The organism is Pseudonocardia thermophila (genome assembly GCF_900142365.1).
GTDB classification, from domain to species: Bacteria; Actinomycetota; Actinomycetes; order Mycobacteriales; family Pseudonocardiaceae; genus Pseudonocardia; species Pseudonocardia thermophila.
Genome location: NZ_FRAP01000001.1, coordinates 83,135 through 95,663 on the forward strand (window position 1 = coordinate 83,135; position 12,529 = coordinate 95,663).

Consider the following 12,529-nt stretch of genomic DNA (forward strand, 5'->3'; position numbering starts at 1 on the left):
CTCGACGCGCCGCGCCCGGCTCCTGCTCAGCTCTCCGGCCATGCGTCGCGGGCGCGCAGCACCTCCCGCAGCACGTCCGGCCGGTCGGAGAGCAGCCCGTCGACGCCGATGTCGAGCAGGTGGGTCATCTCCGCCGGGTCGTCGATCGTCCACACGTGCACCTCGCGGCCACCGGCGTGCGCGGTGCGCAGGAACGCCTCGTCGACGACGGTCACCGGGCCGTAGCGGTGCGGCAGCTGCGCCAGCGCACCGGCTACCGGGAGCGACGGTAGCCGCGACAGCGGCCCGGGCAGCCGGTCGAGCCAGGCTCGCCCGCGCAGCCCCAGCGCCGACGTGTACGCCAGCGAGGTGCACAGCCGATCCCCGGCGCTCGCCCGCGCTGCCGCGAGCCACGACTCGCGGTAGCTGCCGACGCACACCCGGTCCCAGGCGTCCAGCTTCTCGAGCACCGTCAGCACCGGGGTCACCGCGGCCGCAGCCTTCAGCTCGATCGTCACCCGGGTGTCGGGCAGGTCGGCCAGCACCTGCTCCAGCAGCGGGATCGGCTCGCGCCCACCCACCTTGACCTCGGCCAGCTCGGCGGCCGGGAAGTCGGCGACGCGGCCCGTGCCGTCGGTGGTCCGGTCCAGGGTCGAGTCGTGGTGCACCACGGCGATCCCGTCCAGGCTGGCGTGCACGTCGAGCTCCAGGTAGGTGAAGCCCTCCTCGACCGCCCGCGAGAACGCCGCGAACGTGTTCTCCAGTCCCGCGAGGTCCCCGGTGTGCCAGCCGCGGTGCGCGTACGCGCGGGGATAGGGGCCGTCCAGGTACGGGTGGCGCTCCACGCGTGCAGCCTCCCACGGCGACCGCCCCCGGCGGCACCCCGTTTCCGCCGGGTTACACCGTCAACTGTGGACCGGGTTGCAGCACCGGTGCCATCAGGTCGCCGTACTCGGCGATCCGGCCGGGCAGGTCGTCGATCGTGAACACCAGCTGCTCGGGGCGCCGGCAGGCCCGCACCTCGTCCCAGGTGATCGGGGTGGCCACGGTCGGGCGGGCCCGCCCGCGCAGTGAGTAGCTCGCGATCGTCGTCTTGTAGGGGTTGTTCTGGCTCCAGTCGATGAAGACCTTGCCGCGCCGGCGCGCCTTCGCCATCGTCGCCGTGACCGTGGCCGGGGTCTCCCGCGCCAGGTCCTCGGCCAGCGCCTTCGCGAAGGTCGACGTGGTCTCCGCACTGCTCACGGTCACCGGCGCGTAGAGCTGCATGCCCTTGCCGCCGCTCGTGCGCGGGCAGGCGGACAGGCCGTGGTCGGCCAGCCGCTCGGCGATGCGCTCGGCCACCCGCGCGCAGTCGACGATCGTGACACCCTCGCCGGGATCGAGATCGAACACGAGCAGATCGGGTAGCAGCTGCTCGTCGTCCGGCCCCACCCGCCACTGCGGAACGTGCAGCTCCAGGGCGGCCAGGTTGGCCGCCCACGCCAGCCCCTCGGCGTCCTCGATCACCGGGAAGTCGGCCTTCTCCGAGCGCCCGCCCGGCGTGCCGACCCGGGCGGTGCGGATCCACGACGGCGCGTGCCGCGACACGTCCTTCTCGAAGAACGACGGCTTCTCGACCCCGTCCGGCCAGCGGACCAGCGTGACCGGGCGATCGCGCAGGTGCGGCAGCATCACCTCGGCGACCGCGAGGTAGTGCGCCAGCACGTCGCTCTTCGTGGTGCCGGACAGCGGGTAGAGCACCTTGCGCGGGTTGGTGAGCCGGGCGCGGCCGACGCCGGTGCGCGCCGCGGCCGGTGGGGGAGCGGTGCTGCGCGGCCGGGCCAGGACCTCGATCCAGTCGCCGCTCTGCTTGCCCGGCCGGTACGGCGAGTCGTCCCGCTTGGCGACGACGCCCGCCAGGCCCTGCTCCCGGACGGCGACGAGCACCTCCTCGCCGGCACCGGGGAACACCGGGGCGAGCCGCCAGTGCGGCCCGGCCAGCCCCAGCTCCTCCAGGAGTTCCCGGCGGCGGGTGAACGGCTCGTCGAGCACGTCGCGGCCGTCGACGTGCAGCAGGTCGCCGATCCACAGCTCGGTGCCGCCGACCAGCTCGGCGTCCAGCAGGACCTGCGTGGTGCCCAGTGACGCGCCGAACCCGCGCAGGCCGGGCGCGGGCACCTCCTCGCCGGCCGCGTCGGTGAACCGGGCCCGGCCGCCGTCGACCCGGACGATCACCCGACGGCCGCCGAACAGCACCTGCAGCGTCCAGCCCGTGGTGTCCGGGGGCAGCTCGCCCGGGCTGGGGACCATCGGCAGCGCGTCGTGGGGGAGGGGGTCGCGGTCGGGCACAGGATCAGAACGCCGCAGGATCCACGACTCGCCCCGGTCCACGCCGCGCTGCTCGGCACGGTCGGCCCTGATCAGGACGTAACGGCCGGTGGTCCGCTCGCCGTGCAGCCGCACGATCACCTCGCGGTCGCGCCACTTCTCGGTCTCGTACGTGCCGGTGTCCCAGATCGACATGCGGCCGGCGCCGTACTCGCCCGCGGGGATCTCGCCCGAGAACGTGAGGTACTCGATCGGATGGTCCTCGGTCCGCACGGCCATGCGCACGGTCTCGGGGTCCGGCGGCAGCCCCTTCGGCACCGCCCACGACACGAGCACGCCGTCGCGCTCCAGCCGCAGGTCCCAGTGCAGGGAGCGGGCGTGGTGCTCCTGCACGACGAACCGGGTGCCGGGCCCGGTCTCGGTGGGGTCGGCCTCGGGCACCGGTTCCGGGGTGCGGCGGGCGTCGCGCTTGCGGCGGTACTCCTCGAGCGACACGCGATCAGGCTAGAGGCCGGTCCGGTCCGGATCTGTGAGGTCGACGAACGGTATTGCACTTGACCCGATCTACTGAGAGCATAGGCTCGCCTAACCGGAGCCAAGGAGGGCCTCAGTGTACGTCTGCATCTGCATGGCGGTGACCGACGAAGAGGTCCGGTCGTGCATCGCCGCAGGCGCCAGCACCATCGAAGAGGTCGGTGAGGCCTGCGAGGCAGGCACCGGTTGCGGCTCGTGCCACGACCACATCGACGTCTTCCTCGAGGCGGCGCGCCAGCCCTCCGAGCTCGCTGACCTGCCGCGCAGCGCGTGACCATGCCTCACCTCTGCTGAGGTTTGGCTCGGTTACGCAGAGTCGATCCTGGGTCGTACCCGTTGTAACCGCGGGGGCTATCCTCGCCCGCATGCGTGGCGACCCGGAGATCATCGAGCTGCTCAACCAGCAGCTGACCAGCGAACTGACCGCGATCAACCAGTACTTCCTGCACGCCAAGATGCAGGAGAACTGGGGCTTCACGAAGCTCGCCGAGTACACCAAGCACGAGTCCATCGACGAGATGAAGCATGCGGAGACGATCACCGACCGCATCCTCTTCCTCGAGGGCCTCCCGAACTACCAGCGGCTCGGCACGCTGCGGATCGGTCAGACGATCAAGGAGCAGTTCGAGTCGGACCTCGCCATCGAGCTCGCCGTCGTGGAGCGGCTGCGCCCCGGCATCATCCTGTGCCGCGAGAAGGGCGACCACACCACGGCGAACCTCTTCGAGGAGATCCTCAAGGACGAGGAGCACCACATCGACTACCTGGAGACCAACCTCGAGCTGATCGACAAGCTCGGCGAGCAGCTCTTCCTGGCCCAGCTGGTCCACCAGCCCCCGGCCGCGGGCTGATCAGCTCGGCGGGTGCTGCGCACATTTCCGCGCCACGGCCGCAGCGCCGGGTACTCGGGGGCAGCGTGATCTGTTGCTGGATGCTCGGTACGAGCGCGAGGCTGCCGGCACCTTCGGCGAACTTCTCGATCGCCGCCGCGTACACCGGCTCCGTCAGCGGCTCGGCAGCAGCGCCGGCAGCGCGTGCAGCGCAGCGCGCGCCGTGGTGAACTGCGTGACGATCAGCCTGAACGCGGCTCGGGCCTGCTCCGTCGACGCCTCGTCGCGCAGCGGGACGAAGTCGGCGACCGCGAGATCGATGGTCGCCGTCAGCCGGTCCGTTCGCGAGGAAGGCCCGCTTCGCCACGGCCGGATCAGACGTGGCGGTGGCCGGAGCGAACGAGTCCGCCACGGCCATCAGCAACGCACCCGAGCCGCACAGCCGGTTGACGTAGCGGTAACCGCGGATCAGCCGGATCCACGCCCGGAGGGCCCGCGGTCGCCGTGCCGGTGATGCCGGTCGGGTCGGTCACCGCCGGCGGCCCGGATCGTCTCCGTGGCCACCAGGGCGCGCGGGCACTGTGCCCGCAGTCGCTGCATGTCGATCGGCCGGGGCGGCCGGTGATCGGCGGTGGCGCGGTCGGGTCGGACCTGCCGTCCGGCAGGAGGGCCCGCAGCGCGGCCGCGAGCTCCGCCACGGTCGGTCACTCGGCCGGGTCCTTCACCAGGCACGCCGACACGATCTCCACCAGCACCGCCGGTACCCCGTCGAGATCGGGGGCAGCCTGCACGATCCGGTAGAGGTCGCCGCGGCCCGGTCGGGCGCGAACGGGCCCGCGGCCGGTCGCGGCGAAGACGAGGGTGGCGCCGAGGGAGAACACGTCCGACGCGGGCGTGACCGGATCATCCGTCACCTGTTCGGGGGACATGAAGTCGGGTGTGCCGATCACCTCGCCGCTCGCGGTCCCCGGGTTGAAGTAGACGTTCGGGCGACCCGAAGTCGATCACCCGGGGCCCCGGTGGGGGAGAGGAGCACGTTCGCCGGGGTGAGATCGCGGTGCACCAGCCCAGCGGCGTGGATCGATCCGAGCGCGCCGCACAACTGCGTGGTCGGCGGGACGAGCCGATCGACCGGCAGCGGCCCGCCGGACTCGACGACGGCGCGCAACGACGGGCCCTCGACGTACTCGGTCGCCAACCACGGCGGATCGGCCTCGGGATCGGCGTCCAGCAGGCGGGCGGCGAAGATCCCAGCGACCGACACGGCGGCTCGACCTCGCGCCGGAACCGGGCTCGGAACGCTGGGTCGTCGGCCACGTCGTCGCGGATGAGCTTCACTCGCAGCCCGCTGGCCCTCCGGCGTGGTCCCCAGGTGGACCCGGCCCATGCCACCGGACTCGATCCGGCCGACGAGCCGGAAGCGGCCGGTCGTGCGCGGCTCGGCGGGCCGGAGTGGTTCCACGCCGGTGGCGGAGACAGCGGTGAGTGCGCCGACCGCGTGGATCTACGCACACCCCGCACGTTATGACAGTTCTCGCAGATCCCGCCGCATCAGCACGCGGGGAAATCCGGCCAGTACGGAGCCGGTGTCGGCGACGTGGACGAACCCGGCCCGCTCGAAGTTCTTCCTCAGGCCCGGGTAGGCCATCGTCAGATCGACGCGGGCGTCGCCGTTGTCCAGCGGATAGGCCTCGACAGCCGGCGCTCCGTGCGCACGGGCGAACGCGACGGCGCCGTCGATCAGGACGCGCGACAGGCCCTGCTTGCGGTGCCCGGGCCGCACCCGCACGCACCAGAGCGACCACACGGGCAGATCGTCCACGTGCGGGATCTTCCGGTTGCGAGCGAAGGACGTCTCGGCCCGCGGGGCGACGGCGGCCCATCCGACCGGCTCGTCGCCGTCGTAGGCCAGCACACCCGGAGCGGGCTCCCGGGCGCAGAGCTCCTCGACGTACTCGCCGCGGGCCGGACCCTGCAGCTTCCTGTTGAGCTTCGCGTCGATCCGGTAGCTCAGGCACCAGCAGACGTTCGCCGTCGGCGACTTCGGCCCCAGGACGGCGCGGACGTCCTCGAAGACCGACGCGGGACGCACCGAGATGGTCATGTCAGCACGGTGGCGGCAGTCCGCGCACGAGACAACCGGAGGGACCGTCCACCTGCGCTGACATGCTGCCACGCAGATCCGATAATCGGCGTTATGACAGTTACTGGTGGCGCCGGCCCTAGTCGGGGGACCCCTCCGTTCTCACCCACCGCACGAGCCCCATCTGCAACGAACGGCACTTTCGTCCACTCGGCGTGGACGAAAGTGCCGTTCGTTCACCCAGGGCCCGGCCGGCGTTGGCGCCGAGGATCGACCTGACCGTGTGGCGCGTCGCCGGTGGCCTGCGACTTCGGTGCCGGCTACCCTCGCTCCCATGGCCACGGAGCGGGTCACGGTGAGCCTCCCGACAGAGTTGCTCGACGCAGCTCGCCGAGCCGTCGCGACGGGAGCTGCGGAGAGCGTGTCGGCGTTCGTCGCCGACGCGGTGCGTGCGCACGTCGCCCGCGCCCGCGGACTCGCCGAACTCGAACGGGTGTTCGGTGGTCCACCCCCGGCCGACGTCCTCGAGGCCGTCCGGCGTGATCTCGGGGTCACACCGGCGAAGTAGAGCTACTCCCCCCCTCACAGCACCGCGGCGTCCGTCCAGATCCGCGGCGAGCGGCCCGTCAGCACGTCGAGCAGCGCGCCTGCCTGCCCGTCGGTGAGCGACGCGACGTAGTCCACGACGGCCCGGCCGCGGGCCAGCCGTTCCACGTCCCGGCGCGGCACCATCCGGGCGTACTGGGCACGGGCGAGCTCCACGAGGTCGTGCAGCCGCGGTGGGAGCCGAGGGCCGTCGTCCTCGGAGTCCAGCCAGTCCCCCAGCGCGCCGACCAGCTCGGACAGCACCGTCGCCTGACCCCGCTGGTACGAGGCGAGGTCCGGCCGGCGCAGCACGAACCGCTGGTGGACGAACTTCAGCACCGCCACCTCGTGCCACTGCGCGGTACCCAGCCGAACGTGCGCGGACCGCACCGGCGGATCCGGCACCACCTCCACACCGCCGACGAGCCGGGCCGTCCAGCGGGCGGAGAACTCCGCGACGGCCCGTTCGGCCGCCATCGACCCGTCGAACGCCCGTGCGAGCAGCCCCTCGACGAGGTCCTCCCGCACCCGGTCGACGGCCTCGGCGAACGCGTCGTCGTCGTACGCCCAGCCGTCCTTGGCGCGCAAGCGCTGCCGCAGCCGCTCCAGGTCGGCGCCCGCTCCGCCACCACCGCGGGCACCGCGCCATCCCGCCAGCTCCGCGGCCACCCCGGTGGGCTGCAGCACCCCGACCCGGTGGAAGTCCTCCAGGTCGTGGATGGCGTAGGCGATGTCGTCGGCGGTGTCCATGATCGCCGCCTCGACCGTCTGCTGCCACGGCCCGAGCACCGCCTTGAACGGTCGGCGCGCCTCGATCAGCTCGTCCAGCTCGGTGTCGTAGCAGCAGAACTTCGCCGAACCGGCCCTCGGCGCGTCGGGGGCCGGGCCCGCGCCGCGCGGCGGCAGCACGGCCGTGCTGGGGTGCGGATCGGGATGGGTGCGCCGGGTCCACGGGTACTTCAGCAGCGCAGCCCGCACGGCCGCGGTGAGGTCGAGCCCACCGCCTACCGGTCCGTGCAGGTCGATCGTGGTGACGATGCGGAAGGTCTGCGCGTTGCCCTCGAACCCGTCGGGCAGGCCCAGCTCTTCGCGGGCGAGCCGGTCGAGCACCTTCTCGCCGAGGTGGCCGAACGGCGGATGTCCGAGATCGTGCGCCAGGGAAGCGGCCTCCACGACGTCGGCGTCGCAGCCGCCCAGGCGTTCCAGCAGCGCCCGGGATGCGGGATCGGCGGTCAGCCGCTCCACGATGGCCCGGGCCACCTGCGCGACCTGCAGGCTGTGCGTGAGCCGGTTGTGCACGAGCAGGCCGTGACCGGTGGGGCTCACCACCTGGGTGACGCCGGCGAGGCGGGCGAAGAACGGGGACGCCGCGATGCGGTCGCGGTCGATGCGGAACGGCGAGCCGGCCCGGCCGGCGGAGAACTCCGCGGCCCGGGACCGCCGGACGGTTCGCATGGCTGGAGACTAGGGGCATCGGCGTGCCCGGGTGACGAGGGGCCGCCCCAGTGGAAGGACGTGTGTGGTCGGCGGATCCGGGCCCGAGGCCGACGTCGCCGTCGTGGGCGGCGGTCCGGCCGGTCGGGCGCTCGCCGTCGCCTGCGCCGAGCGCGGCCTGCGCACGGTCCTCGTCGAGCGGCGGCCCGCGGCGGCGTGGACGGCGACCTACGGCAGCTGGGCTGACGAGCTGCCCGCCGATCTCCCGCCCGACTGCGTGGCGGCCGAGGCCATCGGGCACGCGGTCGCGCTGACCCGGCACGACCTGGGCCGGCGCTACCGGGTGCTGGACACCGCGGCCCTGCGCCGCCACCTCGACGGCCGGCTCGCCGCCCTCGACGTGCCGGTGCGGGAGGGCCGCGCGGTGCGCGCGGAACCCGGCCGGCTCCTGCTGTCCGGCGGGGTCTGCGTCCGCGCCCGGTGGATCGTCGACGCGGCCGGGCACCGCCAGCCGCTGGCCGCCCGGCCGCCGCCCGTCCTGGCGGCGGAGCAGACCGCGTACGGCCTGGTGGTGCCGGCGGCCACGGCCGCGCCGCTGGTCGCGCCGGGCACGGCGCTGTTCATGGACTGGCGGGCCGACCACGGTATGCCCGGCCCGCCGACGTTCCTGTACGGGGTACCGGTGGGCTCCGGTGAGGTGCTGCTGGAGGAGACCTCGCTGGCCCGCCGACCCGGCCTGCCGCTGCGGGTGCTCCGCGCGCGCCTGGCGGCCCGGCTGGCCGCGCACGGGATCGTCCCACCGCCCGAGTGCACCGTTGAACGCGTTCGGTTCCCGCTCGACGTGCCCCGCCACCGGGCCCCGCACGCGATCGGGTTCGGCGCGGCCGCCCCGTTCGTCCATCCCGCGTCCGGGTTCAGCGTGGCCGCGACCCTCGCCGCGGCCCCGCGGCTGGCCGACGCGCTCGCGGACGGCAGCCCGCGGGCGATCCGGCAGGCGGTGTGGCCGGCGTCGGCGTGCCTGGTGCACCGCATCCGCCGGATCGGCCTGGAAGCGCTCCTGCGGATGCCGCCCGCCGAGGTTCCGGGGTTCTTCGAGACGTTCTTCGCGCTGCCGGACCGCCACCAGCGCGCCTACCTCGCCGCCGATCCAGCCCCGGGGGCGACCGCCGCCGCGATGGCGGCGCTGTTCGTCCGCGCGGACATGCGGATGCGGATGCGCCTCGTCGGGCCCGCGCTGCTGCCGCCCGCTCCCCCGGACGGCCGATGACCATCGGCCACCCGGCGCGCAGCCGTCGGCCTACCGGCGGTAACCTGCAGCGACGTTCCCAGGGAGGCCAACGCATGTCCGCCTACCGCACCATCGTCGTCGGCACCGACGGCTCCGAGACGTCACTCCGCGCAGTCGACCGCGCCGCCGCCGTCGCCGTGGACAGCGACGCCGAGCTCGTCATCGTCTGCGCGTACACCCCGGCCACGCGCGAGGACACCGCGGCCGCCGAGGACGTGCTCAAGGACGAGGCCTACCTCGTCGTCGGCTGGACCCCCGCCGAGGAGACCCTGCGCACCGCCGAGGAACGCGCCGTCGCCGCCGGGGCGCGCAAGATCCGCCGGGTCGCCGTCGACGGCCCGCCGGTGGACGTGCTCCGGCAGGCGGTCGTCGACCACGGCGCGGATCTGCTGGTCGTGGGCAACAAGGGGCTCAACACGCTGTCCGGGCGGATCCTCGGGTCGGTGCCGTCGGAGGTGGCCCGCCGGTCCGGTGTGGACGTCCTCATCGTCCACACGGTGTAGATCCACACGGCGTTGATCGCGCCCGGTTCCGTCACCGGGCGCGATCAACGCCGTGGCCTTCCTGCAACGACGTGAGCCGCTAGACCCGGAATCCGAGGGCGCGCAGCTGCTCGCGGCCCTCCTCCGTGATCCGCTCCGGCCCCCACGGCGGCATCCAGACCCAGTTGATCGCGATGTCGTCCACGAGGCCGCCGGGGCCGCCGTTCGCCGTGAGCGCCGCGCGGGCCTGCTCTTCGATGACGTCGGTCAGCGGACACGCCGCGGACGTCAGCGTCATGTCGATCGTGGCCTTCTTCCGGCCGTCGGTCTGGATGCCGTAAACCAGGCCGAGATCGACGACGTTGATGCCGAGCTCCGGGTCGACGACGTCGCGCAGCGCCTCCTCGAGGTCCTCGATCGAGGGCTCCTGCTCGGCGGGCGGGGCGGGCGGTTCCGGCATGCCGGCAGCGCCCCGGACGACGTCCTCCTCGGGCGTGGTCTGGCTGCTCTGCTGCTCGGTCATGCTGCTCCCTCCTGGGATCGGGAGATCGCGTCCTTGAAGGCCATCCAGCTCAGCAACGCGCACTTCACCCGCGCCGGGTACTTGGCGACGCCGGCGAACGCGACGCCGTCGCCGAGCACGTCCTCATCGGGTTCGACGGTACCCCGGCTCTGGGTCATCTCCTGGAAGGCCTGCAGGACCTTCATGGCCTCGCCGACGGAGCGGCCGACGACCAGGTCGGTGAGCACCGACGCGGACGCCTGGCTGATCGAGCAGCCGAGCGTCTCGTGCGACACGTCGGTCACGGTCTCGCCGTCGAGGCGCACCCGCAGGGTGATCTCGTCGCCGCACGTCGGGTTGATCTGGAACGACTCGGCGTCGTACGGCTCCTTCAGGCCAGAGCCGTGCGGGTTGCGGTAGTGATCCAGGATGATCTCCTGGTACATCTGCTCGAGCTGCATCAGGCCACCCCGAAGAACTCCTGCGCCGCCCGGACGCCCTCCACGAGCGCGGTGACCTCCTCCGGCGTGTTGTACACGGCGAAGGTGGCGCGCGCGGTGGCGGCGACGCCGAAGCGGCGGTGCAGCGGCCAGGCGCAGTGGTGGCCCACCCGGATGGCGACGCCGCGGTCGTCGAGGACCTGGCCGACGTCGTGGGCGTGGATCCCGTCGACGACGAACGACACCGCTCCCCCGCGGTCGGTCAGGTCGCTCGGGCCGATGATCCGCACGCCGGGCAGCTCGGACAGGCCCTCCAGGGCCAGCCGGGTCAGCTCCAGCTCGTGGGCGTGCACCGCGTCCATGCCGATGCCGGAGAGGTAGTCGACGGCGGCAGCGAGCCCGACGGCCTGCGAGCTCATCGGGGTGCCGGCCTCGAAGCGCTGCGGCGGCGGCGCGAACGTGGTCTCCTCCATCCGCACCAGCTCGATCATCGAGCCGCCGGTGAGGAACGGCGGCAGCGCCGCCAGCAGCTCCGAGCGCCCGTACAGCACACCGATGCCGGTCGGGCCGAGCATCTTGTGCCCGGAGAACGCGGCGAAGTCGACGTCGAGCGCGGCGAAGTCGACGGGCATGTGCGGCACGGACTGACACGCGTCGAGCACGACCAGCGCGCCGACCTCGCGCGCCCGGCGCACCAGCTCCTGCACGGGCGCGATGGAGCCGAGCACGTTGGACTGGTGAGCGAACGCGACCACCTTGGTGCGCTCGGTGATGCGCTCCTGGGACAGGTCGATCCGCCCGTCGTCGGTGATCGGGAACCAGCGCAGGGTGGCGCCGGTGCGCTTGCAGAGCTCCTGCCACGGCACCAGGTTCGAGTGGTGCTCGAGTTCGGTGATCACGACTTCGTCACCGGGGCCGAGCACGAACCGGGCCGCGTCCTCGCCCGCCGTGGCGGCATTGCTCATCCCGTACGCGACGAGGTTGAGTGCCTCGGTCGCGTTCTTGGTGAACACGATCTGCTCGGGCAGCGCCCCGACGAACGCCGCGATCCGCGCCCGCGCGGACTCGTACGCGTCGGTGGCCTCCTCCGAGAGCTGGTGCGCGCCGCGGTGCACCGCCGCGTTGTGCTGCTCCAGGAAGCTGCGCTCGGCGTCGACGACCTGGCGCGGCCGCTGGGCCGTGGCGCCCGAGTCGAGGTACACGAGCGGGCGGCCGCCCCGCACGGTGCGGTGCAGCACCGGGAAGTCGGCGCGGATCTTCGCGACGTCGAGCGCGACCGCAGGCTTCACGCCGGAGCTCCTGCCTGCGTGAACCGCACGTAGCCGTGCTTCTCCAGCTCCTCGGCCAGCTCGGGGCCACCGGACTCGACCACGCGGCCGCCGGCGAACACGTGCACGACGTCGGGCCGGATGTGGTTGAGGATGCGCGTGTAGTGGGTGATCAGCAGGACGCCGGCGTCGCCGCTCTCGCGGTAGCGGTTGACGCCCTCGGAGACCACGCGCAGTGCGTCGACGTCGAGACCGGAGTCGGTCTCGTCGAGCACGGCGATCTTCGGCTTCAGCAGGGCCAGCTGCAGCACCTCGTGGCGCTTCTTCTCGCCGCCGGAGAAGCCCTCGTTGACCGACCGGTCCGCGAACGACGGGTCGATCCCGAGGTCGGCCATGGCGGTCTTGACCTCCTTGACCCAGGTGCGCAGCTTCGGCGCCTCGCCGCGGACCGCGGTGGCGGCCGAGCGCAGGAAGTTCGCCATCGAGACCCCGGGCACCTCGACGGGGTACTGCATGGCCAGGAACAGGCCGGCGCGGGCGCGCTCGTCGACGGACATGGCGAGGACGTCCTCGCCGTCGAGCGTGATCGAGCCGGACGTGACCTCGTACTTCGGGTGCCCGGCGATCGCGTAGGCGAGCGTCGACTTGCCCGAACCGTTCGGGCCCATGATCGCGTGGGTCTGGCCCGACGCGACGGTCAGGTCGACCCCCTTGAGGATCTCCTTGGGCCCGTCCTCGGTCGCGACCGAGACGTGCAGGTCCTTGATCTCCAGGGTGGACATGTGGTGGTGGACTCC

The 12,529-nt window shown here is 72.9% G+C and carries 15 protein-coding genes; 5 read left to right on the forward strand and 10 right to left on the reverse strand.

Features of this window, described 5'->3' with window-relative positions:
* Positions 1 to 26 precede the first annotated feature (26 nt).
* Positions 27 to 824, reverse strand: a complete 798-nt coding sequence (locus BUE41_RS00420) for a glycerophosphodiester phosphodiesterase family protein (RefSeq protein WP_073454802.1) — start codon at positions 822 to 824, stop codon at positions 27 to 29.
* Between the two features lie 52 nt (positions 825 to 876).
* Complete coding sequence (gene ligD / locus BUE41_RS32600; protein ID WP_327194722.1) at positions 877 to 2,781, reverse strand: non-homologous end-joining DNA ligase; 1,905 nt, start codon at positions 2,779 to 2,781, stop codon at positions 877 to 879.
* 115 nt (positions 2,782 to 2,896) lie between these two features.
* On the opposite strand from ligD, the gene BUE41_RS00440 reads away from it, so the two are divergent.
* The gene (locus tag BUE41_RS00440) at positions 2,897 to 3,094 is read left to right on the forward strand and encodes a (2Fe-2S)-binding protein (protein ID WP_073454803.1); all 198 of its coding nucleotides are present in this window, start codon (positions 2,897 to 2,899) and stop codon (positions 3,092 to 3,094) included.
* 91 nt (positions 3,095 to 3,185) lie between these two features.
* Complete coding sequence (bfr, locus tag BUE41_RS00445; RefSeq protein ID WP_073454804.1) at positions 3,186 to 3,671, forward strand: bacterioferritin; 486 nt, start codon at positions 3,186 to 3,188, stop codon at positions 3,669 to 3,671.
* Between the two features lie 683 nt (positions 3,672 to 4,354).
* Here bfr and BUE41_RS00450 read toward each other — a convergent pair.
* The 3 genes from BUE41_RS00450 to BUE41_RS00460 all read right to left on the reverse strand — a co-directional run bounded on the left by BUE41_RS00450 (position 4,355) and on the right by BUE41_RS00460 (position 5,754).
* A complete protein-coding gene (locus BUE41_RS00450; RefSeq protein WP_143171893.1) occupies positions 4,355 to 4,579 on the reverse strand; it encodes a protein kinase family protein in 225 nt (74 codons plus the stop codon).
* Positions 4,580 to 4,596: 17 nt separating this feature from the next.
* On the reverse strand, positions 4,597 to 4,914 hold the full coding sequence (locus tag BUE41_RS30600; RefSeq protein WP_073454806.1) for a protein kinase domain-containing protein: 318 nt from the start codon (positions 4,912 to 4,914) through the stop codon (positions 4,597 to 4,599).
* Positions 4,915 to 5,172: 258 nt separating this feature from the next.
* Positions 5,173 to 5,754: a GNAT family N-acetyltransferase gene (locus tag BUE41_RS00460; protein WP_073454807.1), complete on the reverse strand. Its 582-nt coding sequence runs from the start codon at positions 5,752 to 5,754 to the stop codon at positions 5,173 to 5,175.
* A gap of 313 nt (positions 5,755 to 6,067) precedes the next feature.
* Here BUE41_RS00460 and BUE41_RS00465 point away from each other — a divergent pair, with 313 nt between their 5' ends.
* On the forward strand, positions 6,068 to 6,301 hold the full coding sequence (locus BUE41_RS00465) for a ribbon-helix-helix domain-containing protein (protein WP_073454808.1): 234 nt from the start codon (positions 6,068 to 6,070) through the stop codon (positions 6,299 to 6,301).
* Positions 6,302 to 6,315: 14 nt separating this feature from the next.
* On the opposite strand, the gene BUE41_RS00470 is transcribed toward BUE41_RS00465, so the two are convergent.
* A complete protein-coding gene (locus BUE41_RS00470; RefSeq protein ID WP_073454809.1) occupies positions 6,316 to 7,773 on the reverse strand; it encodes a deoxyguanosinetriphosphate triphosphohydrolase family protein in 1,458 nt (485 codons plus the stop codon).
* A gap of 64 nt (positions 7,774 to 7,837) precedes the next feature.
* Between BUE41_RS00470 and BUE41_RS00475 the strand changes: the two genes are divergently transcribed.
* Both BUE41_RS00475 and BUE41_RS00480 read left to right on the forward strand, forming a co-directional pair.
* The gene (locus BUE41_RS00475) at positions 7,838 to 9,019 is read left to right on the forward strand and encodes a lycopene cyclase family protein (RefSeq protein ID WP_084754112.1); all 1,182 of its coding nucleotides are present in this window, start codon (positions 7,838 to 7,840) and stop codon (positions 9,017 to 9,019) included.
* A 74-nt stretch (positions 9,020 to 9,093) separates the two neighbouring features.
* Positions 9,094 to 9,543, forward strand: coding sequence for a universal stress protein (locus BUE41_RS00480; protein WP_073454810.1), 450 nt, complete (start codon positions 9,094 to 9,096; stop codon positions 9,541 to 9,543).
* Between the two features lie 79 nt (positions 9,544 to 9,622).
* Here the strand turns inward: BUE41_RS00480 and BUE41_RS00485 are convergent, their stop codons facing one another.
* Genes BUE41_RS00485 through sufC form a run of 4 tightly spaced genes read right to left on the reverse strand, consistent with a single transcriptional unit; the run spans position 9,623 to position 12,514 of the window.
* Positions 9,623 to 10,045 (reverse strand): metal-sulfur cluster assembly factor, encoded by a 423-nt coding sequence (locus BUE41_RS00485; RefSeq protein ID WP_073454811.1) that lies wholly within the window; start codon positions 10,043 to 10,045, stop codon positions 9,623 to 9,625.
* The gene (sufU, locus tag BUE41_RS00490; RefSeq protein WP_073454812.1) at positions 10,042 to 10,485 is read right to left on the reverse strand and encodes a Fe-S cluster assembly sulfur transfer protein SufU; all 444 of its coding nucleotides are present in this window, start codon (positions 10,483 to 10,485) and stop codon (positions 10,042 to 10,044) included. The genes BUE41_RS00485 and sufU overlap by 4 nt, the downstream gene beginning before the upstream one ends.
* Entirely contained in the window at positions 10,485 to 11,753 is a 1,269-nt protein-coding gene (locus BUE41_RS00495; protein WP_073454813.1) for a cysteine desulfurase, read from the reverse strand. The genes sufU and BUE41_RS00495 overlap by 1 nt, the downstream gene beginning before the upstream one ends.
* Entirely contained in the window at positions 11,750 to 12,514 is a 765-nt protein-coding gene (sufC, locus tag BUE41_RS00500; protein ID WP_073454814.1) for a Fe-S cluster assembly ATPase SufC, read from the reverse strand. Before sufC ends, BUE41_RS00495 begins: the two co-directional genes overlap by 4 nt.
* Positions 12,515 to 12,529 lie beyond the last annotated feature (15 nt).

Excerpts from the sequence above, each read along its gene's own strand:
- bfr (WP_073454804.1), top strand. The coding sequence starts at position 3,186 with ATGCGTGGCGACCCGGAGATCATCGAGCTGCTCAACCAGCAGCTGACC.
- BUE41_RS00450 (WP_143171893.1), bottom strand. The coding sequence starts at position 4,579 with ATGTCCCCCGAACAGGTGACGGATGATCCGGTCACGCCCGCGTCGGAC.
- BUE41_RS00460 (WP_073454807.1), bottom strand. The coding sequence starts at position 5,754 with ATGACCATCTCGGTGCGTCCCGCGTCGGTCTTCGAGGACGTCCGCGCC.
- BUE41_RS00465 (WP_073454808.1), top strand. The coding sequence starts at position 6,068 with ATGGCCACGGAGCGGGTCACGGTGAGCCTCCCGACAGAGTTGCTCGAC.
- BUE41_RS00470 (WP_073454809.1), bottom strand. The coding sequence starts at position 7,773 with ATGCGAACCGTCCGGCGGTCCCGGGCCGCGGAGTTCTCCGCCGGCCGG.
- BUE41_RS00480 (WP_073454810.1), top strand. The coding sequence starts at position 9,094 with ATGTCCGCCTACCGCACCATCGTCGTCGGCACCGACGGCTCCGAGACG.
- BUE41_RS00485 (WP_073454811.1), bottom strand. The coding sequence starts at position 10,045 with ATGACCGAGCAGCAGAGCAGCCAGACCACGCCCGAGGAGGACGTCGTC.
- sufU (WP_073454812.1), bottom strand. The coding sequence starts at position 10,485 with ATGCAGCTCGAGCAGATGTACCAGGAGATCATCCTGGATCACTACCGC.
- sufC (WP_073454814.1), bottom strand. The coding sequence starts at position 12,514 with ATGTCCACCCTGGAGATCAAGGACCTGCACGTCTCGGTCGCGACCGAG.